The following is a 21,502-nucleotide window of genomic DNA, read 5'->3' on the forward strand; positions in this document are numbered from 1 at the left end:
GCTTGCGCCCCGGGATTTGCAAAGTTAATTTCCCACAACGGAATAGTTGCAAAGGCGCGCCATGGCGACCCAGAAACTCTATGCAGGCGCGAAACTGCGCGAGATGCGTACGCGCCTGACCCTGACCCAAAAGGAATTCGCCGCCAAGCTGGGGGTTTCGCTCCCTTATCTTAATCAGATGGAGAACAACAACCGTCCCATCTCGACCACGGTTGTTCTGGCATTGGCGCAGGAATTCGGCATGGATGTGACCGAGTTAAGCACCGGCGACAGCGAACGCCTTGTGTCAGACATGCGCGAAGCACTCGCCGATCCGGTTTTTGACGATGCAATGCCCCCGTTGGCCGATCTGCGACTGGCGGCATCAAATGCGCCTGCGTTGGCCCGCGCGTTTATCGCTTTGCACCGCACTTATCGGCAGACCCACGAACGGCTTGCATCGCTGGACGAAGCATTGGGGCGTGAAGATGCGCAAATTCAAGCCAGCCCCTGGGAAGAGGTCCGGGATTTCTTCCACTATTGCGACAACTACATTGACGCCGTGGATCGGGCGGCCGAGCGTTTTGCGTCAATCGCACAGGAAACCGGCGGCATTCGCGATGCGGCGATCAGCAGCCTGCGAGAAAGGGATATTCGGGTACACATTGCTGATATCAAAGAAACCCGACGGTATGACGCTGACAGCAAAACCCTGTCTCTGTCCTCGCGCAGCGCGCCTCAAACGCAGGTGTTCCAGCTTTTGCTGCAAGTCGCCCTGATAAACCAGGACAAGCTGCTCGAAGCGACTTTGGACTTTGCCAAATTCCAAACAGATGAAGCCCGCGCCATCGCCAAGATCGGCCTCGCCAACTACTTCGCAGGCGCATCCCTAATGCCCTACAGCGCATTCCTTGGGGCCGCGCAAGACTACCGCCATGATCTGGAACTGCTCAGCAACCGCTTTGGGGCTTCAATCGAACAGGTCGCTCACCGCCTATCGACACTGCAACGTCCCGGTGCCAAGGGAATTCCGTTTTTCTTTGTCCGTGTCGATCAGGCCGGTACAATCACCAAACGCCACTCGGCTACACGCCTGCAATTCGCCCGCTTTGGCGGCGCCTGCCCCCTTTGGAACGTGCACCGCGCCTTTGAAACACCGGGCCATTTCCTGCGGCAACTGGCGGAAACCCCCGATGGCGTTCAATACATCTCGTTGGCGCGGGACGTTTCGAAATCCGGGGGATCCTTCGGTGCGCCTGTGCGTCGGTACGCCATCGCGCTTGGATGTGAAGTCCGGCACGCCGAAGCGCTCGTCTATGCAGATAATTTGGATATCAACAACGCCAGCGCCTACGAACCTATCGGAATATCCTGCCGTATCTGTGAAAGGCAGAACTGCCATCAGCGTTCGGTTCCACCACTCGAACGTCGCCTGACCATCGACGCCCATACCCGCAATACCTTGCCGTACGAAGTCACCTGAACTTTACGTGGCCTGAAATATCCCGGGGGAAGCGCGACGTGCCGCGACAGGGGCAGAGCCCCCGCCCTTTTGGCTTATGCTTTGGACAAAATCGCCCAGATCTCATCTTTTAGAACCGCGCGCTTCTTGCGCAATTCACCTTCGGCCAAATCCTCCATGGGCTCGACATTGGTTTCGGCTCGGTGCACCACGCGGTTGATCTCATGGTACTCCTCTGCCAGCCGCGCAAAGTGAGCGTCTGATTGCTTGAGCTGGCTCATCACCTCAACTTTGTCCGGAAACTCTTCGGCCAGTTCATGCGGGGTGTTGGACATTTCTGTTCGCTCCTTAGATTAGTCGTTGCGATTCAGGTTTATAGATGTCTGCGCTACCCCGCTTTGACGCGGATCAAATCACCGCTGTGATGTCGCCCATTGAGGATGAATCCATGGTCGGTCATTGGCCTTGGGCAACGGGTTGCGCCCCAACACATGATCCGAGACCTTCTCCCCGACCATGATGGAAGGCGCATTGAGGTTGCCATTGGTAATCTGAGGGAAAACCGAACTATCGGCCACCCGCAGCCCATCCACACCGATCACGCGGCCTTCAGGATCGACAACCGCGTTTGGATCATCCGCACGCCCCATCCGACAAGTTCCGCATGGGTGATAAGCGCTCTCGGCATGTTCCGCGATGAAAGCGTTCAATTCATCATCTGTTTGAGCGTCAGCACCGGGCTGGATTTCCTTGCCGGCATAAGGTTTGAACGCCTCCTGCCCGAAAATCTCGCGGGTCAGGCGGATACAGGTGCGGAAGTCTTCCCAATCCGTCTCATGACTCATGTAGTTGAACTGGATCACAGGGGCATCCTCGGCCCTTTTGGATCGCAATGTCACAGCACCTCGCGACGGCGACCGCATCGGACCAACATGCGCCTGGAACCCATGCCCCTCGGCCGCCGCCTGCCCGTCATAGCGTACGGCAATCGGCAGGAAGTGGTACTGAATGTCAGGATATTCGACACCCGGCTGCGAGCGAATGAACGCCGCGCTTTCAAACTGGTTCGATGCGCCAAGCCCGGTTTTGGTAAACAGCCACTGCGCGCCGATCAAGCCCTTGCTGATCAGGTTCCAGTGTTTATACAGCGTGATCGGCTGAAGCGACGCCTGCTGGATATAAAGCTCCAGATGATCCTGCAGGTTTGCGCCCACACCGGGGCGATCCGCAACAACCTCAATCCCATGCTCGGCCAGATGCGCGGACGGGCCAATCCCTGACAACATCAACAGTTTGGGCGAGTTGATGGACGACGCCGCCAGCACCACCTCGCGCCGGGCACGGATGACTTCAGTCTTGCCACCGCGCACAAGTTCAACTCCGGTCGCACGGCCATTCTCGATTACGACCTTCGACGCCAGACCCCGCACAATATCGCAATTGTCACGCTTGAGCGCAGGCTTCAGATACGCGTTCGCCGCCGACCAGCGCCGCCCCTTCCAGACGGTTTGCTCCATTGGGCCAAAGCCTTCCTGCTTTTCGCCGTTATAGTCGCCCGTGACCTCGTACCCTGCTTGCTGGCCCGCATCGACGAACGCCTTGAACAGCGGATTCTCGCGCGGCCCACGCGACACATGCAGCGGACCATCGGTGCCGCGCCACGCCGTGTCGCCCCCGTGCCCACCGTCGTGCCAGGTCTCCATGCGTTTGTAATAGGGCAGCACATCCGAATAGGACCACCCATCCGCCCCCATCTCGGCCCAGGTATCAAAGTCCCGCGCGTGGCCGCGCACATAGACCATGCCGTTGATCGAGGAAGACCCTCCGATCACCTTGCCGCGTGGACAGGCCAAACGACGGTTGTTCAGATGCGGCTCGGGCTCGGACTGATAGCCCCAGTCGTAGCGCGACATATTCATCGGATAGCTTAGTGCAGCCGGCATCTGGATGAACGGTCCAGCATCCGTTCCGCCATGCTCGATCACCAGAACCGAGGCCCCTGCCTCGCTTAGCCGGTATGCCATCGCGCAGCCTGCGGAACCTGCGCCGACGATGACGAAATCTGCTTCCATTTTCGAGTCTCCGTTTCCCACCGGTACACCAAGATTTTCCATCGAAAAACCTTGGCCGAACCGAAGGGGGTATTACTAAATCAGTCTGTTATTCTCCGCGGGGAAAGCGTTGGCTTTCCTCGACGACATTCAAGTCCATGTGGTTGCGCATGTAACGCTCGGATGCCTTTTGCAGGGGCTGATAATCCCAAGGGTAGTACCCCCCCTGCCGCAGCGCCTCATACACCACCCATCTGCGGGCTTGACTGGCACGTACATCTTCGTCGAACCGGTTTAGATCCCAACGCGCCTCGGACTTGGCACGCAGGGTTTGCAAGGTGCCTGCATGTTCAGGTTTTTCGGCGAGATTTTCCAACTCATGCGGATCGGCCTCAAGGTCGAACAACTGGTCGGGGTCCAACGCGCAACGGTTGTATTTCCACTTGCCATACCGCAGCGAAACCAGCGGCGCGTATGACGCCTCGGCCGCATATTCCATCGCCACGGGCGCAGTACGCTCGGCGCCTTTAGCCAGCGGCACGAGGTCTTCGCCATCGGTCCATGGTGCGATTTCGGCCATGTCGACACCTGCAAGCGCGCCAAGAGTCGGCGTGACGTCGATGGTCGAGACCGGTGCCTCAATCCGACCTGCTGGTAAATCGGGCGAAGAGATCATCAGCGGCACCCGCGACGAGCCCTCGAAGAAGGTCATCTTGAACCACAGGCCCCGCTCTCCCAGCATGTCGCCGTGGTCCGAGACAAACAGGATCGTTGCCTCTTGCCGCGTGGTTTCCAACACTTCGAGGATTTCGCCGATCTTATCGTCCAGATACGAGATATTTGCGAAATAGGCCCGGCGGGACTTGCGGATATCGTCCTCAGAGATGTCAAAGCTACGCCAGTCATTCGCGTCGAAAATCCGTTTGGAATGCGCGTCCTGATTGTCATAGCCAAGGTCCGAAACTTCGGGCAGCAGATGCTCGCAATCCTCGTACAGATCCCAATATTTCCGACGAGCCACATAAGGATCATGCGGATGGGTAAAGCTGACGGTCACGCACCATGGGCGATCGTCCTTGCCGCGCGCCAGATCATAGAGCTTGGCCTTGGCGTTATATGCGACCTCGTCGTCATATTCCATCTGGTTGGAAATCTCGGCCACGCCGGCACCCGTCACCGAACCCATGTTGTGATACCACCAGTCGATCCGCTCGCCCGGTTTGCGATAATCGGGCGTCCAGCCGAAATCGGCGGGGTAGATGTCAGTGGTCAGGCGGTCCTCGAACCCGTGCAATTGATCGGGACCGACGAAATGCATCTTGCCTGACAAGCAGGTATAGTACCCAGCCCGGCGCAAGTGGTGCGCATAGGTGGGGATGTCGCTGCGGAACTCGGCCGCGTTGTCATAGACGCCGGTGCGCGAAGGCAACTGCCCGGACATGAAACTGGCCCGGCCCGGCGCGCACAAAGGTGAAGCTGTGTAGGCATTGGCAAACCGCGTGGACCGCGCTGCCAGTTTCTTGAGGTTCGGTGCATGCAGCCAGTCTGCGGGACCATCCGGAAAAAGGGTCCCGTTCAACTGATCCACCATCAGGATCAGAATGTTAGGTTGTGTCATGTTTCAGCCTCAAGAAAAGTATCGAGCACACGCATCGCGTGGTTGACCGCACGTTCCGGCTTTTCAGGCGCGTTAAGGGCGGCGTGGATATACAGGCCGTCGATCAGAGCGACCATATCCTCTGCCGCCTCAATCGGATCGGACAGCAAAGGGCGCAACGCATAAATCAAGTTCGACCGAATACGCGCCTGATAGATTTGCCACAGACGCAGCGCCTCATCATTGGTTTGTGCCAGCACGTAAAAGGTCATCCAAGCTGCGATCACGTCAGGCGTAAAGCAGGACGGGGCAAAACAGGACCGGATAATCGCCTGAGCACGCTGATTGGGTGCGGCGCCTTTCAACTCCTGCCGGGCCTCGGCCCCGAAATCCGAAAGGATGCGGCGCATGGCGGCCAGAAAAATCTGGTCCTTGCCCCCGAAATAGTGATGCGCCAGCGCGCTGGACATACCGGCCCGTTTGGCAATCTGGCTAACAGTGACATCAAGGGATTTCTTCGCCCCCAGTTCGGCAATCGTGGCTTTGACGATCGCATCCCGACGGATCGGCTCCATTCCGAGTTTTGGCATCGTTACCCCTCCACTGCGCAAGATGAAAAAACGCTAAGAGGTTTTTATTGACCCGTCAATCAATAACGCCTTATTCCTTCGGAAACAGCTACAGTTTCGGAGCGATACTGGGTGTCGTCAGGCTGCTGCGGTTCAGAACGGCTTCGCGCCAGGCAATAAAGCTGACGGCGGACAGAATCAGAGTGCCTCCGGCAACGACCCAGATGTCGACGCTTTCGTGAAACACCAGCGCACCCATGAGGGTCGCCCAGATCAGCTGCAGAAACGTGACCGGCTGCGTCACCGCCACGGGTGCCGCCTGCAGTGCCAGCGTCATGAAGTAATGGCCCAGAGTGGCAAAACTGGCGACCAGAAACAACACGCCGAGGTCATACAGACTAGGCGGCGTCCAGACGGCCGCCGCAAAGGGGATCAGCGCGAGTGTCACCCAGATCGACATATGCGCCACTACGACTGAGGGCGGCAGGTCCTGCACTAGCCGTTTGGCCAGCAAATATGACGCCCCTAACGTCAGCGAGGTCATCAGCATAGCGATATGTCCCGGCGAAACCTCTCGAAAGCCGGGCCTGAGGATGATGGCAACCCCAATCAGGGCTAATCCAATGGCAGCGATGCGGCGAAACGCCAATGGCTCGCCCAGAAACAGCGCCGCACCAAGTGTCACGTAGACCGGGGTCATGTAGTTCATCGCTGTGACTTCGGCCAAGGGTATCTGGGTCATGGAATAGAACCACAACATCACCGACACCGCGTGAACGATCCCGCGTATGCCGAACAGGGTTAAGTGCCTGCGCGACAACCGTGTCGAGACGACCAGGCGCAGTGCGGGCAAGAGGAAGACCAACCCAAAAACGAACCGCAGAAAAGCAGCCTGTATCGGATCCATGCTGGACCCCAACGACTTGACCAACGCTGTCATGACCACAAAAGACAACCCGGCCGAGAACATCCAGAACATGCCAGCAAAAGGCCGAGCGGGGGCGGTAAGAGTTGTCATGTTAACGGTTCAACACTGAATACCGCTTGGGGACAAGCCCTCAGATCACGACAAGTTTGGCCGCGATCGCCAACATCACCACACCGATAATCATATCCAAGACCTGCCACGACCTGGCACGGGCGAATATCGGAGACAAAAACCCTGCCCCGTAGCCGAGCGAGAAAAAGAAGACAAAGCTTGCGGTCATCGCACCAACAGCAAAAGCCAAACGGTCCTCATATTGGGCTGAAATCGACCCGATTAGCACAACCGTATCCAGATAAACGTGCGGGTTCAGCCAGGTGAAAGCCAGCACCGTCAGCAGCACAGACCGCAAGCCAGATCGCTGACCGCCCTCTACCTCCATCACTGCGCCCCCGCGCCACGCGGAATTCAGGCTTCGCAACCCGTACCAGGTCAGAAAAATCGCGCCCCCGTACCGCATCGCGGTTTCGAACCAAGGAACCATCTGCGCCAGCGATCCGAAACCGGCCACACCCGCTGCGATCAGGATCGCATCCGACACCGCGCAGGTTAGACACAGGGTAAATACATGCTCGCGCCGCAAGCCCTGTCTCAAAACAAAAGCATTCTGCGCCCCAATAGCAAGGATCAGGCTAAAGCCGAGCGCAAAACCGGCAATCAGAGACGTGGGCATGAGAACTCCTTAAGCTGTTGGCCAGTTGACTACGATGCCCAAGGCCGCCTATCAAATTAATGATGTTTATCCCGATTAAGTTTTACTAATGCTGCTCGACCCCAATCACCTGTCCGCTTTGTCTGCCATTCTGCGTCATGGCAGCTTTGAGGCCGCCGCGTCCGAGCTATCGGTCACACCTTCCGCTATTTCCCAGCGAATTAAAGCGTTAGAGGACCGGGTCGGTGCCGCCTTGATCCTTCGCGGCACACCCTGCACTGCCACCCCGGCGGGTCTGCGCATCGCCCAACACGCCGAGGACATCGGATTGCTAGAGGCCCAACTGGCACGTGAATTGACGCTGGACCAAAACACGAACCCTACGCGCGTTCGGATCGCAGTGCCTGCCGACGTGCTGGCAACATGGTTTATCGACGCCATGGCGCAGGTGGACGACATGCTGTTTGATCTTGTGATCGACGATCAGGATTATTCCGCTGACTGGTTAAAGCGCGGAGAGGTCAGCGCAGCCGTCACTATCGGAGGTCAACCTGTCGCGGGCTGTGATGCAATCGCGCTCGGGTCGTTAAGGTACTTGGCGACAGCAAGTCCGGCATTCATGCAAAGGTGGTTTCCAAAAGGGGTAAACATCGACAGTCTTGGCCAAGCGCCAAACCTGACATTTAACCGTAAAGACGGCCTGCAAAGGGCCTGGATCACTCAACAAACCGGGCGGCGCCTTTCGCCACCCTCTCACTATCTGGCTTCTTCGCATGGATTTGTCGAAGCCGCGATCGCCGGGCTGGGATGGGGGATGAACCCCGAAAGCCTTGTGAAGCCAGCGTTGCGCGATGGCAGCCTGTCCCTGGTGCTTCCGGATGCGCCTTACGATGTCCCCCTGACATGGCAAGTCGGGCGCATTCTGGCCCCGGCCCTGGACCCGTTGACCCAAGCGGTGAAACGCAGCGCAAACAGTGCCTTGCAGCCGGCATAGGTCAAGCCGAAGCCGAGCTTTCCGCCACCGGCAAAACCAGGCGATAGCAGGCAAAGGCCGCGAATACGGCCACCACAACGATAAAGGCAATGGCCCAGGCGACCTCGTGCATATGCGCCACCGCGGCCAGCGCGGCGGAAAGAATAACCGCGACCAGGCGGCTGACGCTCTTAATCGCTGCCGCACCTTTGACCCGCTGATCCTTTGGGGCCACGTCCAGGTAGTACAGTTTTCGTGCGCTGCTGATGCCGGTCACGGCCACCGTCACGATAAACAGCGCGATGGCGTGAAGATGAACATCATGATCCAAGTGCAAGAAATGAAAGGTCAAAAGCACCGTCCCAGTGATGACGACCATAAGGTTCCCCGTCACCATGACCGCCCTATGAGACTTCATGTTCACCACCTGCCACAACGGAGCGGAAACCAGATATCCAGACGCCGAGGAAACGATCATTGCTGTCAGACCCTTGGCCGAGGCATGGTGCGCCTCAGCCGCGATCAGGGCGAAAAAGGGCACTGAAAGCGTGGCCGCGACCAGAGGCAAGCGCATGATCATGTAACGCCGGAACCACGGCTCATTGAACATCGCGGTGATGTCGGTGAAATACGTGATGAATTTGCGTTTCGGCCCGGGCGCGGCATCGCGGGTGCTTTCATCACCGCTCGCGCCTTCGAACATCGCCAGAATGGCCAGGCCCGACAGGACAAAAAAGCCCACGGACACGAAGATGATTGCTGAATGGCGCGAGAAAGGTGGGTTTTCTTTAACGATCTCATGCACTAAAAGCGCCAGACCGATGGCGCCAAGCCCTCCGACCCCTAGTTGCAGATAGCGCATGATCATGCGGGATTTGGATTGAACGTGATCGCCTAGAAGATCGGTATACATGAGCATCTGCGTCTCATCGACCAACCCGATGATGAAGAAAACAAGGACAAACGCCGCCGCGATCAGTGGCACATAACCCGTCGTCGCTACCCCCAGTGCGATCAGAAGGCAGAGGCCAACCGCGACTTCGGTCAGCGCAATGCCGCGTTTCTTGCGGTCGTGAGCCGAAATCGAACGCGCTAGGAACACATCCGCAATCACGCTGCCCACCATGCGAACCGAGACCAGCGCGCCCGCTATGAACATCGGCAATTCCAGCGAGACAGCAAGAAACGGCAGCACGATAGAGGGGCTGCCAAGCGTCCAAGCGATTTGCGACAGGATGCTTTGCCCGGTCAACACAGGCAGGTTTCGTTTCGCAGGGATCGGGGGACTGTCCGTCATGCTCTCATTGCTGTTTTACGAACAGCTTACCGAGTTTAACGCATTCCGCCAAGCACACTGAAAAGGCGCATAAAAAAACCCGACCAGAGGCCGGGTTTTCCTGATCGATTAACGACAGGATCACAGCTGAGCCATGACCTCATCCGTCGCTTCGAAATTGGTCGTTACGCGCTGTACGTCGTCATCGTCTTCCAGCGCATCGACCAGCTTCATCAGCTTTTGCATATCTTCCAGACCCAGCTCGGTCGTGGTCGTGGGTTTCCAGACCAGCTTGGTGGATTCGGATTCGCCCAAGGCCTCTTCCAGCGCGTTGGATACGTCGTTCAGATCGGTATCGGCGCACCAGATGATGTGACCGTCTTCCGAGCTTTCGACATCTTCGGCACCCGCCTCGATCGCGGCCTCGAAGATCGTGTCTGCATCGCCAGCGTCCGCCTGATAGACAACCTCTCCCTTGCGTTCGAACATGAACCCGACCGAACCGGTCTCGCCCAGATTACCGCCGTTCTTCGAAAAGGTCGAGCGCACGGTTGAGGCGGTCCGGTTGCGGTTGTCGGTCATCGTCTCGACGATCACGGCGACACCGTTCGGGCCATAGCCCTCGTACCGGATTTCTTCGTATTCGTCGCCTTCACCGGCCACCGATTTCTTGATAGCGCGGTCGATCACGTCCTTGGGGACCGAATTCGACTTGGCCTCTTTCACCGCCAGACGCAGGCGCGGGTTCTTGTCGGGATCGGGATCGCCCATTTTGGCGGCCACGGTTATCTCTTTCGACAGTTTGGAAAACAGTTTGGACCGCGCGGCGTCCTGACGTCCCTTGCGGTGCTGGATGTTGGCCCATTTGGAGTGGCCTGCCATAGTGCGTCCTCGTCATCATGTTTGGGTGTTCGGCGCTCATATAGACGTTTGCGGGGGGCAGGATCAAGAGAGCGGCTTGCCCGATATCCCGTCGCGGGTATGGTGGCGACATGACAAGTGATCAAATTATTCTTTTTGCCCTTTTCGCCACAGTTTTTGGAATGCTGCTATGGGGGCGATTCCGATATGATCTTGTTGCCTTTTCGGCGTTGATGATTGGTGTTGTGCTGGGCGTTGTGCCCGTGGACAACGCATTCGCCGGGTTCGGCCATCCCGCAACCATCATCGTGGCGCTGGTTCTGGTTGTGTCTGCCGGGCTGGTGCGCTCGGGCGCGGTATTCCTGATTACGCGCTCGCTGGTCGATGCCTCGCGCGGGCTGGGCGCGCACATTGCGCTGATGGGCGGGATCGGAGCGGTCCTGTCGGCCTTCATGAACAACGTGGCGGCGCTTGCGCTTTTGATGCCGGTCGATATCCAGACCGCACGCAAGGCCGGACGGTCTGTGGGCCTGTCACTCATGCCGTTGAGTTTCGCTACCATTCTGGGTGGCATGGTCACGCTGATCGGTACGCCACCCAACATCATCATCGCCTCGATCCGAGCCGAAACTCTGGGTGAGCCGTTCCATATGTTCGATTTCGCCCCCGTGGGCGGGATCGCAGCCATTGCCGGTCTGGCTTTTGTCGCGCTGATCGGATGGCGGTTCATCCCCGATCGCGGGCCGCAAACCGAAAGCTCTGAGGCGCTGGCCGAATACATCGCCGAGCTGACCATCCCGCCGGAATCCCCTCAGATCGGCAAACGCGTCAGCGAGTTGTACGAGGTGGCCGAGAAATCCGACGTCGCCATCATCGGCCTGATCCGCGACGGCAAGCGTCGCTACGGGCGCTCAGCCCATGCCACCCTGCACGCGGGCGATGCGCTGGTGCTGGAGGCCAGACCCGAGGCGCTGGACGAATTCCGCGCGGCGCTGAACCTGGATTTCTCGGACACGCGACGGCAGGAATTGCTGACTGCCGAGGGTGACGGACTAGAAGTGATCGAGGTCGTCGCCACCGAGAACGCCCGCATCACCGGGCGCACCGCCCAAGGGTTGGGGCTGGCATGGCGACAAAGCACAGTGCTGATGGGCATCTCGCGCCAGGGTCGTCAAATCACCGAACAAGTCCGCAAGACCGAGGTGGAGGCGGGCGATATCCTGCTGCTGCTCTGCCCTCGTGACCGCAGTGCGGACGTGACCGAGTGGCTGGGCTGCCTACCGTTGGCTGGGCGCGGCCTGAACGTGACCGCCAATGACAAGGCGTGGCTGGCGATCGGTCTGTTCGGGGCGGCCGTGCTGGCGGCCAGTATCGGGCTGATCTACCTGCCGATTGCGCTGGGTCTGGTCGTGGTGGCCTATGTACTGACCAAGATCATGCCTATTGCCGAGATCTACAACCATATCGAATGGCCCGTCGTGGTACTGCTGGGCTCGATGATCCCGCTGGGCAGCGCGCTTGAGACCTCGGGCGGGACAGAACTGATTGCGAATGCTCTGATCCAGCTGACCAACGGCCTGCCTGCATGGGCCATTCTGACGGTGCTGATGGTGGTCACGATGACACTGTCGGATGTGTTGAACAATACCGCCACCGCCATTGTCGCCGCACCCGTGGGCATCCAAATGGCCCGCACGCTGGAGGTCTCGCCCGATCCGTTCCTGATGACGGTTGCCGTGGCGGCTTCGGCGGCGTTCCTGACCCCCATAGGGCACAAGAACAATACGCTGGTGCTTGGCCCCGGCGGCTATCGCTTTGGCGATTACTGGCGCATGGGACTGCCGTTGGAGGCTTTGATCATCGCCGTTTCAGTCCCCTCGATCCTTGTGTTCTGGCCGCTGTGACGGGTAAAGGCTGCGTATGAAACGATTTCTGATCCTGCAATTGCGACCTGAGACAGACGCCTCGGACGCTGAGTATGCCTCGATCCTGGACAAAACCGGGCTAACGCCCGAGCGAACGCATCGCATCCGTCTGGATTGCGAAACTCTGCCTGAGGGGCTCTACGTAACCGATTACGCAGGCGTGATCGTCGGCGGAGGCCCCGGCTGCGTCAGCGATGATCCCGCAACGAAATCTGACGTAGATGCCCGCGTCGAGGCGTCGATCATGGGATTGATGCCGCAGATTACTGCGCAGGACCATCCCTTCATGGGGTGTTGCTATGGCTTAGGCATTCTGGCCGCCCACCTTGGCGGGGCGGTCAGTAAAGAAAAATACGGTGAACCCGTCGGGCCTTCGACCTGCCACGTGACCGAGGACGGTATGCAGGACCAGCTAACAGTAGGGCTGCCCGTAACTTTCGACGCGTTTGTCGGCCACAAAGAGGCGGTTCAGGCACTGCCCGAAGGATGCGTGCACTTGCTAGCTTCTGACCCCTGCCCGTTTCAGATGATCCGTTTCGGCCAGAACGTCTATGCGACGCAGTTCCATCCCGAGGCCGAGGCAAAGGACTTTGAGGAACGCATCAATATCTACAAGCATCACGGCTATTTTCCACCAGAGGATGCCCAGCGCCTGATCGACATCTGCCACGCGGCCGACGTCACCCAGCCGGCACTGATCCTGCGCCGTTTTGCGGAACGCTATGGCTGACCCAACGGCGCGGTTGCGCAATTGCCGACCGCTCGCATAGGCTGACCGGAACGGCTTTGGGAGGAGTTGTTCTTGGATCTACTCATTTCTGTCGGCCTGCCCCTGTCGCTGGCCATTATCATGCTATCGCTGGGCGTAGGACTTGAGATTGCAGATTTTCGCCGCGTCCTGACACGCGGCTACCCCTTTGCTATCGGCGCGCTGTGTCAGGTCGTGCTGCTGCCAATAGCGGCCTTTGCCACAGTCAAACTGTTCGCGCTGCCGCCCGAAATTGCGGTGGGGTTTATGATCCTCAGCTTCTGCCCCGGCGGTGTGACTAGCAATATCCTTTCCAAACTGGCCAAGGGGGACGTGGCCCTGTCGGTCAGCCTGACGGCAGTGATCAGCCTGTTGTCGATGCTGACAGTGCCGTTTCTGGCTGCGTGGTCGATCGCGCATTTCATGGGGGCCGACGCCCCCGAGGTCTCGATCACCGGACTGGCAATCGCCATGTTCCTGATCACCACCCTGCCCGTCGCAATCGGTATTGGCATCCGCCATTTCGCAACTGGATTTGCAAACCGGATCGAGAGCGGCTTGTCCAAGTTGGCAACGGTCTTGTTCGTGCTCGTGGTTCTGGCTGCATTGGCCGCCAATTGGCAGACATTCACCGAAAATCTCGGGATCATGGGCGGCAGCCTGATCACCCTGAACATTGCACTACTGCTGATCGGTCTGGGGATTGCCAAAGCCGCGAACTTGTCATGGGATGAGGCTAAGACCGTCTCAATCGAAACCGGCATTCAGAACTCGACCCTTGGCATCACGCTGGCCGCGCTGATCACTGGCACCGAAAGCGGATTTAGCCCGCTGGCCCTTCCGTCGGCCGTTTACGGGATCACGATGTATGTCGTGGCCGTGCCCTTCCTCCTATGGTTCCGCCGAAAGGACGTCGCATGACCAATAACACAGCAGATGCCATCGTCGTTGGGGCCGGTCTGGCGGGGCTGGCTGCCGCTGCCGAGCTGGGCGACCGGGGTAAAAAGGTCATCATCGTCGATCAGGAACCGGAGCATTTTCTGGGCGGGCAAGCATTCTGGAGCCTTGGCGGGCTGTTCATGATCGACACCCCGGAACAGCGCCGCATGGGCATTCGCGACAGCCACGACCTGGCCTTGCGCGATTGGATGGGCAGCGCGCAGTTCCACCGGGATGAGGACGCGTGGCCGCGCAAATGGGCCGAGGCTTATGTGGAATTCGCCGCAGGTGAGATGCGCCCTTGGCTGCACGATATGGGCCTGCGCTGGTTCCCCGTGGTCGGCTGGGCCGAGCGCGGCGGGTCTTATGCGGATGGGCATGGCAACTCGGTCCCGCGGTTCCACATCACATGGGGCACCGGGCCGGGTGTGCTGGAACATTTCATCCGCCGCGTGCGCGAACATGTGGATAACGGGCTGATCCAGATGAAGTTCCGCCATCAGGTCAGCCATATCATTATGCAGAACGGCTGCGCCAAGGGTGTCTCGGGCGAGGTTCTGGCCGATGACACCGCCCAGCACGGGGCCAAGACCAACCGCGACGAAGTGGGTGAGTTCGAGGTCTACGCGCTCTCGATCATCGTAAGTTCCGGCGGGATTGGCGGCAATTTCGAGATGGTACGTAAGAACTGGCCCCGTGAACGGCTGGGAGAGCCGCCAAAGGACATGGTCGCAGGTGTCCCCTTTCACGTTGATGGCCGTATGATTGCCATCAGCGAGAAAGCAGGCGGTCACGTGATCAATGGCGATAGGATGTGGCACTACACCGAAGGCGTGCGGAACTGGGATCCGATCTGGCCATCGCATGGCATCCGCATCCTCCCCGGACCAAGCTCCATGTGGTTTGACGCGACCGGCAACCGGATGAAGCCGCCCTGCCTGCCGGGGTTTGACACGCTAGGTACGCTAAAGGAAATCCTGAAAACCGGCTATGAATACAGCTGGTTCGTGCTGACCCAGAAGGTGATAAAGAAGGAATTCGCCCTGTCAGGGTCCGAACAGAACCCCGACATGACCGAAGGCGGTTGGCGCGAAGTGCTGTTGCAGCGGATACTGACCGGATCAAAAGCCACTGCCCCGGTCGAGGCGTTCAAACAGCATGGCGAGGATTTCATTGTCGCCAATACGCTCAGCGAGTTGGTGCGTGGCATGAACCAGATGGGGGAGGCCCCAATCGACGAGGACCATCTGCGCGCCCAGATCGAAGCGCGGGATTCACAGGTTGATAACCCCTTCACCAAAGATGCCCAGATGGCTGCCATTCTGGCCGCGCGCAACTATCGTGGCGACCGGCTGATCCGCACCGCCAAGCCGCATAAGTTCCTTGATCCGAACAACGGTCCGCTGATCGCGGTCAAACTGCACGTTCTGACGCGCAAGACGTTGGGCGGGCTGCAGACCAACCTCGACAGCCAAATGATCGGTACGGATGGTCAGGTCGTCCCCGGCCTGTTCGCGGCCGGAGAAGTCGCGGGCTTTGGCGGCGGTGGATACCACGGATACAACGCGCTGGAGGGCACGTTTCTGGGCGGTTGCATCTTCTCGGGCCGCAATGCGGGACGCTCGCGCGCTGTGGCCTGATTACTGCGCGCGGACGAATTTCAGAACGGGCTCTCCTGCCGCGTCCAACAGCACAAGGCTGTCTCCGGCCATTGCATAGCGGGTCACAGTCTGGAGCGCGGCAAGGAATTGATCTTCGACCTCTTCAAGCTCGGGCGGGCATGCCATCAGGGTCGCAGCCATGTTGTCGGGGAAATTCAGGCTGTCACCACTGATTTCGGCCTGGCCCGAGAACCTGTTGCACCCGCCGGTACCGCCGAACGCGCCGCCCTGCGCAAAGGTAATCTGAGGCGGGCGTTTCGCGTCCACCACTTCTCCGTTAATGCCGATTGCTGTCCAGTTGGTGCCATCCAGACTTGCGGCTGGTTGCGAAGGAACCTTCACCAACAAAAGATCTGCCGTATCCCCGGCTCCTCGCGTCAGCACTGGGTTCACCGTATCTGTTGTGAACAGCAGTTTGTTGCCATGGTAGATTGAGCCTCGGACGGCATATGTCCGGCCATCTTGAATCAGCGCGTCATCATAGGTCAGCTGGTAGTCGGCAGGGACACTGGCCAACGCATAGCGCTGAGACGCAAGCGTCACTGCAGGCGCATCAGCCAGAGAAATATCCTGCAGTTCGACGTAAAGAGTCGCGTCCGGAAGCACTGCGATCCGCTCGCGATATGTAGCGGTCCCGGTAACGGTGCCCGCATGGCTTTGACTTCCCAGAATGGTCAGCGCAACTGCGCCAACGACGATGGCCTGGCCGAGCTTCGGAAAAGGCATGTTCCAATCCTTTCACATTCGTATTTGATAAAAAGATCGTGACTTGATCAGCGTTTACAAGCCCCCGGCATTTTATTCGGCAATTACGTGCCGTCGCTACAGCGGCCAGATCAGCGGAATCAGTAGCGACGCCAGAAGCCCCACGGTCAGGTTCAACGGCACACCCACCTTCAGAAAATCGGTGAACCGATACCCGCCGGGGCCGTAGACCATCATGTTGGTCTGATACCCGATTGGCGTCGCAAACGAGGCTGAGGCCGCGACCATAACCGCCACCACGAGCGGGCGCGCATCAATGCCCACCGCCTGCGCCAGACCGATAGCAATCGGCGTCACGACCACGGCCACCGCGTTATTTGACACAAGCTCGGTCAACACCGAGGTCAGCAGGTACACGGCCCAAATGATCAGGAAGGGCGGTAGAGAGCTTAAGCCGGGCGCAACCGCTTCGACAATCAGGGACACCGCACCAGATTTATCCAGCGCTGCGCCAATCGCTAGCATCGAGAAAATCAGCGCCAGCAGACGGCCTTCGACAAAGGAAAACGCCTCATCGGCGTCGATGCAGCGCGTCAGCAACACCGCCGCAACCGCGATGATCGACAACAGCAGGATCGGAGCAACGCCAAGCGCCGCCAGCACGACGATGCCAACAAGTGACCCGATCGCAATAGGCGCGTGACTGCGACGGAAAGCCCGAGCCGAAGGCTGCGACACGTCTACCATATCCATATCTGCGGCCAGTTTCTGAACATCCTCAGGCGAGCCTTCCAACAGCAGCGTATCCCCCACGCGCACAACTAGATCATCCAACTGCCGTCCGATATTCTGGTTCCGGCGATGCACAGCCAGCACATACACACCATAGCGCCGACGCAGACGCATCGCGCCCAGAGTTCTGCCCACCATTCGGCAACCGGGGGTGATCAAAACTTCGACCGTCTTGGTTTCGACCGCCGAAACCTGATCGACGCGCTTCAATTCCTTGTTGCTCTGAAGGCTCAGCAACTCGGTCATCTCGGTGCGCAAAACCACGCGGTCACCCAGCTTAAGCTCAACGCCCTTGAGGTTGCGACGCAACGATTCATCGCCCCTAACCACGTCGATCAGACGCACGCCGGGACGTTTGAACAGCTGCACGCCTGTCACTTCGCGCCCGATCAGGTTGCTTTCTGGGGGAATAACTGCCTCGGTAAAGAACTTCATCTTCGAGCGGTCGCTTAGAAGTGAAGCCATGCTGTCGCGATCCGGTAGCAGGCGCGGCGCAATGAACCGCAGATAGACCATGCCGTAGATCACTAGTGCGATGCCCAATGGCGTGACCTCGAAGATGGTAAACGGGGCCATGCCCTGCGACCGGGCCACACCATCCACCAACAGGTTGGTCGACGTGCCGATCAAGGTCAGCGTCCCGCCCAGAATCGCCGCATAGCTAAGCGGGATCAGCAGCTTTGAGGCCGGCACGTTCAGCGTCCGCGCAATCTGCACAAAGACCGGGATCATCACCACGACCACGGGCGTATTCGACACCACGGCCGAGGCCAAAACGACAAAAGCCATCAGAAGACCGATAGCAAAGCGCGGGTTCACCTGCGCCTGCTTTTGCGCGGTGGAGGTAAACGCATCCAGCGCGCCGGTACGCACAAGCGCCCCCATGATGATGAACATCGCTGCAATGGTCCACGGCGCGGGGTTGGACAGCACGGCCAGCGCGCTTTGGTAAGGCAAGATACCGGTCAGCAGCATGACGGCCACGCCGCCAATAGCCACCACTTCAGTTGGGTAGATCTCGCGCAGGAACATGATGAACATGCCCGCGACAACCATCAGCGCCAGTATCGCGCTGCCCGTTTCTGTCAGTTGGATGAATTGCATTCCTGGTGTGTCCGACCTCTGGCCCGGCGGTCAGTTTCACGCATTGCGCGAGACAGAGCAAGCCTTACTGCGGCCCCGCCTGCTGCAATCGCCCGCCAACACGCACCATATGCACAGATTTTGCCTGCCCGTCGCGATCATCAGTCTCGACAAACACGCCGCTTAAGGTGGCCTCGCCATTGGCGGGGGTGAACCGCGCCTTGGGCATCCCGGTGATAAAGCGGCGCATCGGCTCGACCTTATCCATACCTATGACCGAGTCGTAGTCGCCGCACATCCCCGCATCGGTCAGATAGGCCGTCCCGCCGGGCAGAATCTGCGCGTCACTTGTAGGCACATGGGTGTGCGTGCCGACCACAAGGCTGGCGCGCTTGTCGCAATAATGGCCCATCGCCATCTTTTCCGACGTCGCCTCGCAATGCATATCGACAATGATCGCATTCGCCTGCCCGCCGCGCGGGTGGGACTTCAGGATCGGCTCAACACCCGAGAACGGATCGTCAAAGGGCCGCTTCATAAAGACTTGCCCCAGCACCTGCACCACCAGCACCTTGCGCCCCCCCGGCGCGTTGAACAAACGATGCCCCCGCCCGGGCGCCCCCTTGGCGAAGTTTACGGGGCGCACGACGCGTGGCTCTTTCTCGATGAATTGCAGCATGTCTTTCTGGTCGAACGCATGATCGCCCAGCGTCAGGCAATCGGCCCCCGCATCCAGCAGCAGCTTGGCGTGATCGCCGGTTAGCCCCATCCCGTTCGAAGCGTTCTCGCCATTGACCACAACAAAATCCAGCCGCCATTCATCGCGCAGACGTGGCAAATGTTGTTGAATGGCCGCGCGTCCTGCACGGCCCATAACGTCACCCAGAAACAATATTCTCATACGAACCGTCCTAAGTGTGGCCTCGGCCAAGCACAAGTGGTTAAACTGCCGCCATAACGCAGGGAAACATATTGCATCAGGAGACATTCATGACCCGCTACATCCTCTCGGCCGCTTTACTGACCCCATTGGCTGCCTGTGACCCCACCCCCGGGCCTGAGGTCGGACTGGCCAATCCTGCGGCTACGTTCTGCGTCGAAAAAGGCGGCACATATGATATCGTGGACGGCGCCGAGGGACAGACCGGAACCTGCACCCTGCCCGACGGGTCAAAACAAGACGCGTGGGAGTTCTTCCGCGCAGAAAACATGGGCTAACTTAAAACGTCAGAACCCGGCTTTCGGTGATCACCATATCCAGCGGTTGATCTGTCGGTTCCAGCGGCAGCCCTTCCGCTTCTTGAGCATCAAAGGCGAACCCGATGGCCAGCGTCGGGCGTTGGGCCCGCAGCCCTTCCAGCGTGCGGTCATAAAACCCGCCCCCATAGCCCAGACGCCCGCCCTGTGCATCAAACGCTACCAGCGGCACGATCAGTATCTCGGGGTCGAAATAGTCGTCGACCTCGGGCACTTTGGCGCCGAACGGGCCGTCTTTCAGTGCGCCCTCGGGCGTCCAGCGGGAAAACTTTAGCGGCTGCGCGGCGGCTTGAATGACCGGCACCCCGACCGGGCCATAGGCCGAAGCCTCGGCCATAGCGGGCAGTGGATCAATCTCGGTGCGGATGGGCATATAGCCCGAGATCGGTACGCCCCGGTACCCAGCCAGCACTTCGGATAAACGTCCGGCCGCACCGGGCAGCCGCGCGTCAAACGCGGCCTTGCGGCGCGCAAAAGCCGCCTTACGCGCGGCGGCTTTGATTTCGGTCAGATCGATCACAGTAGCACCACGCTGGCAAGCCCCAGAAAGATGAAGAACCCCATGACATCCGTGGTGGTGGTCACAAAAGTCCCCGACGCCAGCGCAGGGTCAACGCCCAGACGGTCCAGCACGACCGGTACTACCGTACCTGCAAAGCCCGCGATGACCATGTTCACGACCAAGGCCGACCCGATCACGACACCCAGCATCGGAGAATCGAACCACATCATCCCCACTGTGCCCAGCACGACGGCAAAACACAGCCCGTTCAGCATCCCCACCAGCAATTCCCGCCGGATCACCCGCATCACGTTTGCCGCCGTCAAGTCGCGCGTGGCCAGCGCCCGTACCGCCACTGTCAGCGACTGCGTGCCCGCATTGCCGCCCATCGAGGCCACAATCGGCATCAGAATGGCCAGTGCCACCAGTTGATCAATCGCCGCCTCGAACTGCGAAATCACCAACGAGGCACAAATAGCCGTACACAGGTTCACGGCCAGCCACGGCAGACGCCGCTTGCTGGTCGCCGCCACACTGTCCGAGATCGAGCTTTCGTCACTGACCCCTGCCAGACGCAGGATATCTTCCTCGTGTTCTTCATCCAGCACGACCATGGCGTCGTCGATGGTGATCACGCCGACCAACCGCCCATCTTCATCCACCACCGGGGCCGAGATCAGGTGGTATTGGTTGAACGCATAAGCCACGTCTTCCTCGTCCTGATCTACGGGGATCGTGTGAAACTCTTCTTCGGCGATGTCATGCAGGGGAACATCGCGACGTGTCGCCATCAGCTTGCCCAAAGTCACCTGCGCCACAGGCTTAAGGCGCGGGTCGACCAGCACCACGTGATAGAACTGCTCGGGCAGATCATCGTTGGCGCGCATGAAGTCGATGGCCTGCCCTACCGACCAATGCTCGGGGGCCATGACCACCTCGCGCTGCATGAGGCGACCGGCCGAGTTCTCGGGGTAGGACAGCGCCTGCTCGGCAGCGACACGTTCGGAATCCTCCAGTACATCAAGGATAGCTTCCTGCTGAGGCTCTTCCAGGTCTTCCAGAAGGTCGACCACATCATCGCTTTCCATGTCGCGCACAGCATCGGCCAGAACGTCTGGGCGCAGGACGCCGATCACCTCTTCGCGGATCGCCTCATCCAGTTCAGACAGGATGTCACCGTCGAATTCCTTGTCATAAAGCCGGATCAGGCGGGCACGGTCGTAAGGGTTGATCTGTTCCAGCAGGTCGGCGATGTCGGCGGCGTGCAGCGGCTCCATCAGCTCGACCAGCTTGTCGCGGTCATCTACGTCAACTGCGTAGAGAATGGCCGCCACGGTCCGCCGGTCCAGCGCATAGACGTCCTCATCGCTGGTTGTCTCGGTTACGGGTTCATCAAAGCCTGTGGTCATGTCTGCCCCCGTGTTCTGGTCATTGGCCTCTAATTAGAAGAAGCAGCTACCGGAAAACAATGACAATGCGGCGATT

Annotated in this window: 20 protein-coding genes; 7 read left to right on the forward strand and 13 right to left on the reverse strand. The window is 59.2% G+C overall.

The annotated features are described in order from the left end of the window. Positions 1-61: 61 nt before the first annotated feature. The gene (locus AC2TAD_RS11105; protein ID WP_480496876.1) at positions 62-1,462 is read left to right on the forward strand and encodes a helix-turn-helix domain-containing protein; all 1,401 of its coding nucleotides are present in this window, start codon (positions 62-64) and stop codon (positions 1,460-1,462) included. 74 nt (positions 1,463-1,536) lie between these two features. Here the strand turns inward: AC2TAD_RS11105 and AC2TAD_RS11110 are convergent, their stop codons facing one another. The 6 genes from AC2TAD_RS11110 to AC2TAD_RS11135 all read right to left on the reverse strand — a co-directional run bounded on the left by AC2TAD_RS11110 (position 1,537) and on the right by AC2TAD_RS11135 (position 7,316). After that, positions 1,537-1,776, reverse strand: coding sequence for an HP1242/YdcH family protein (locus AC2TAD_RS11110; protein WP_170352480.1), 240 nt, complete (start codon positions 1,774-1,776; stop codon positions 1,537-1,539). Positions 1,777-1,854: 78 nt separating this feature from the next. After that, positions 1,855-3,513 carry a choline dehydrogenase gene (betA, locus tag AC2TAD_RS11115; protein ID WP_480867695.1) on the reverse strand — a complete coding sequence of 553 codons (1,659 nt, stop codon included), beginning with the start codon at positions 3,511-3,513 and terminating at the stop codon, positions 1,855-1,857. 88 nt (positions 3,514-3,601) lie between these two features. Then, positions 3,602-5,110, reverse strand: coding sequence for a choline-sulfatase (gene betC / locus AC2TAD_RS11120; protein WP_480867696.1), 1,509 nt, complete (start codon positions 5,108-5,110; stop codon positions 3,602-3,604). Then, on the reverse strand, positions 5,107-5,679 hold the full coding sequence (gene betI / locus AC2TAD_RS11125; RefSeq protein ID WP_480867698.1) for a choline-binding transcriptional repressor BetI: 573 nt from the start codon (positions 5,677-5,679) through the stop codon (positions 5,107-5,109). Before betI ends, betC begins: the two co-directional genes overlap by 4 nt. Before the next feature lie 88 nt (positions 5,680-5,767). After that, positions 5,768-6,676 carry a DMT family transporter gene (locus AC2TAD_RS11130; protein ID WP_480867700.1) on the reverse strand — a complete coding sequence of 303 codons (909 nt, stop codon included), beginning with the start codon at positions 6,674-6,676 and terminating at the stop codon, positions 5,768-5,770. Positions 6,677-6,716: 40 nt separating this feature from the next. Beyond that, positions 6,717-7,316 carry a LysE/ArgO family amino acid transporter gene (locus AC2TAD_RS11135; protein WP_480867702.1) on the reverse strand — a complete coding sequence of 200 codons (600 nt, stop codon included), beginning with the start codon at positions 7,314-7,316 and terminating at the stop codon, positions 6,717-6,719. An 88-nt stretch (positions 7,317-7,404) separates the two neighbouring features. Here AC2TAD_RS11135 and AC2TAD_RS11140 point away from each other — a divergent pair, with 88 nt between their 5' ends. Then, complete coding sequence (locus tag AC2TAD_RS11140; protein ID WP_480867703.1) at positions 7,405-8,289, forward strand: LysR family transcriptional regulator ArgP; 885 nt, start codon at positions 7,405-7,407, stop codon at positions 8,287-8,289. A gap of 1 nt (position 8,290) precedes the next feature. Here the strand turns inward: AC2TAD_RS11140 and AC2TAD_RS11145 are convergent, their stop codons facing one another. Then, a complete protein-coding gene (locus AC2TAD_RS11145; protein WP_480867705.1) occupies positions 8,291-9,565 on the reverse strand; it encodes an MFS transporter in 1,275 nt (424 codons plus the stop codon). 120 nt (positions 9,566-9,685) lie between these two features. Continuing rightward, positions 9,686-10,426, reverse strand: a complete 741-nt coding sequence (locus AC2TAD_RS11150; RefSeq protein WP_480867706.1) for a YebC/PmpR family DNA-binding transcriptional regulator — start codon at positions 10,424-10,426, stop codon at positions 9,686-9,688. A 110-nt stretch (positions 10,427-10,536) separates the two neighbouring features. Between AC2TAD_RS11150 and AC2TAD_RS11155 the strand changes: the two genes are divergently transcribed. From AC2TAD_RS11155 to AC2TAD_RS11170, 4 genes are all read left to right on the forward strand, one after another. Next, the gene (locus AC2TAD_RS11155) at positions 10,537-12,309 is read left to right on the forward strand and encodes an SLC13 family permease (RefSeq protein WP_480867708.1); all 1,773 of its coding nucleotides are present in this window, start codon (positions 10,537-10,539) and stop codon (positions 12,307-12,309) included. Positions 12,310-12,325: 16 nt separating this feature from the next. Continuing rightward, complete coding sequence (locus AC2TAD_RS11160) at positions 12,326-13,060, forward strand: glutamine amidotransferase (RefSeq protein WP_480867709.1); 735 nt, start codon at positions 12,326-12,328, stop codon at positions 13,058-13,060. A 72-nt stretch (positions 13,061-13,132) separates the two neighbouring features. Then, positions 13,133-13,999 (forward strand): bile acid:sodium symporter family protein, encoded by an 867-nt coding sequence (locus AC2TAD_RS11165; protein WP_170753192.1) that lies wholly within the window; start codon positions 13,133-13,135, stop codon positions 13,997-13,999. Next, positions 13,996-15,657 carry an FAD-binding dehydrogenase gene (locus tag AC2TAD_RS11170; protein ID WP_480867711.1) on the forward strand — a complete coding sequence of 554 codons (1,662 nt, stop codon included), beginning with the start codon at positions 13,996-13,998 and terminating at the stop codon, positions 15,655-15,657. Before AC2TAD_RS11165 ends, AC2TAD_RS11170 begins: the two co-directional genes overlap by 4 nt. On the opposite strand, the gene AC2TAD_RS11175 is transcribed toward AC2TAD_RS11170, so the two are convergent. From AC2TAD_RS11175 to AC2TAD_RS11185, 3 genes are all read right to left on the reverse strand, one after another. Next, positions 15,658-16,404, reverse strand: a complete 747-nt coding sequence (locus AC2TAD_RS11175; RefSeq protein ID WP_480867713.1) for an META domain-containing protein — start codon at positions 16,402-16,404, stop codon at positions 15,658-15,660. It lies immediately after the preceding gene. Positions 16,405-16,500: 96 nt separating this feature from the next. Further along, the gene (locus AC2TAD_RS11180) at positions 16,501-18,279 is read right to left on the reverse strand and encodes an SLC13 family permease (protein WP_353393728.1); all 1,779 of its coding nucleotides are present in this window, start codon (positions 18,277-18,279) and stop codon (positions 16,501-16,503) included. 64 nt (positions 18,280-18,343) lie between these two features. Further along, positions 18,344-19,159, reverse strand: coding sequence for a TIGR00282 family metallophosphoesterase (locus AC2TAD_RS11185; RefSeq protein WP_480867715.1), 816 nt, complete (start codon positions 19,157-19,159; stop codon positions 18,344-18,346). Between the two features lie 89 nt (positions 19,160-19,248). Here AC2TAD_RS11185 and AC2TAD_RS11190 point away from each other — a divergent pair, with 89 nt between their 5' ends. Next, positions 19,249-19,476, forward strand: coding sequence for a putative hemolysin (locus AC2TAD_RS11190; RefSeq protein WP_170352464.1), 228 nt, complete (start codon positions 19,249-19,251; stop codon positions 19,474-19,476). Position 19,477: 1 nt separating this feature from the next. Here the strand turns inward: AC2TAD_RS11190 and AC2TAD_RS11195 are convergent, their stop codons facing one another. Beyond that, complete coding sequence (locus tag AC2TAD_RS11195) at positions 19,478-20,035, reverse strand: 5-formyltetrahydrofolate cyclo-ligase (protein ID WP_170352463.1); 558 nt, start codon at positions 20,033-20,035, stop codon at positions 19,478-19,480. Beyond that, complete coding sequence (gene mgtE, locus AC2TAD_RS11200; protein WP_480867717.1) at positions 20,032-21,426, reverse strand: magnesium transporter; 1,395 nt, start codon at positions 21,424-21,426, stop codon at positions 20,032-20,034. Before mgtE ends, AC2TAD_RS11195 begins: the two co-directional genes overlap by 4 nt. Between the last annotated feature and the right edge of the window lie 76 nt (positions 21,427-21,502).

The organism is Ruegeria sp. HKCCD7628 (assembly GCF_057221005.1).

What these genes read in the sequence shown, in the direction of transcription:
- AC2TAD_RS11150 (WP_480867706.1), bottom strand. Translation starts at nt 10,426, where the DNA reads ATGGCAGGCCACTCCAAATGGGCCAACATCCAGCACCGCAAGGGACGT.
- AC2TAD_RS11190 (WP_170352464.1), top strand. Translation starts at nt 19,249, where the DNA reads ATGACCCGCTACATCCTCTCGGCCGCTTTACTGACCCCATTGGCTGCC.
- AC2TAD_RS11175 (WP_480867713.1), bottom strand. Translation starts at nt 16,404, where the DNA reads ATGCCTTTTCCGAAGCTCGGCCAGGCCATCGTCGTTGGCGCAGTTGCG.
- mgtE (WP_480867717.1), bottom strand. Translation starts at nt 21,426, where the DNA reads ATGACCACAGGCTTTGATGAACCCGTAACCGAGACAACCAGCGATGAG.
- AC2TAD_RS11130 (WP_480867700.1), bottom strand. Translation starts at nt 6,676, where the DNA reads ATGACAACTCTTACCGCCCCCGCTCGGCCTTTTGCTGGCATGTTCTGG.
- AC2TAD_RS11155 (WP_480867708.1), top strand. Translation starts at nt 10,537, where the DNA reads ATGACAAGTGATCAAATTATTCTTTTTGCCCTTTTCGCCACAGTTTTT.
- AC2TAD_RS11140 (WP_480867703.1), top strand. Translation starts at nt 7,405, where the DNA reads ATGCTGCTCGACCCCAATCACCTGTCCGCTTTGTCTGCCATTCTGCGT.
- betC (WP_480867696.1), bottom strand. Translation starts at nt 5,110, where the DNA reads ATGACACAACCTAACATTCTGATCCTGATGGTGGATCAGTTGAACGGG.
- AC2TAD_RS11160 (WP_480867709.1), top strand. Translation starts at nt 12,326, where the DNA reads ATGAAACGATTTCTGATCCTGCAATTGCGACCTGAGACAGACGCCTCG.
- AC2TAD_RS11145 (WP_480867705.1), bottom strand. Translation starts at nt 9,565, where the DNA reads ATGACGGACAGTCCCCCGATCCCTGCGAAACGAAACCTGCCTGTGTTG.
- betA (WP_480867695.1), bottom strand. Translation starts at nt 3,513, where the DNA reads ATGGAAGCAGATTTCGTCATCGTCGGCGCAGGTTCCGCAGGCTGCGCG.
- AC2TAD_RS11180 (WP_353393728.1), bottom strand. Translation starts at nt 18,279, where the DNA reads ATGCAATTCATCCAACTGACAGAAACGGGCAGCGCGATACTGGCGCTG.
- betI (WP_480867698.1), bottom strand. Translation starts at nt 5,679, where the DNA reads ATGCCAAAACTCGGAATGGAGCCGATCCGTCGGGATGCGATCGTCAAA.
- AC2TAD_RS11170 (WP_480867711.1), top strand. Translation starts at nt 13,996, where the DNA reads ATGACCAATAACACAGCAGATGCCATCGTCGTTGGGGCCGGTCTGGCG.
- AC2TAD_RS11185 (WP_480867715.1), bottom strand. Translation starts at nt 19,159, where the DNA reads ATGAGAATATTGTTTCTGGGTGACGTTATGGGCCGTGCAGGACGCGCG.
- AC2TAD_RS11105 (WP_480496876.1), top strand. Translation starts at nt 62, where the DNA reads ATGGCGACCCAGAAACTCTATGCAGGCGCGAAACTGCGCGAGATGCGT.
- AC2TAD_RS11110 (WP_170352480.1), bottom strand. Translation starts at nt 1,776, where the DNA reads ATGTCCAACACCCCGCATGAACTGGCCGAAGAGTTTCCGGACAAAGTT.
- AC2TAD_RS11135 (WP_480867702.1), bottom strand. Translation starts at nt 7,316, where the DNA reads ATGCCCACGTCTCTGATTGCCGGTTTTGCGCTCGGCTTTAGCCTGATC.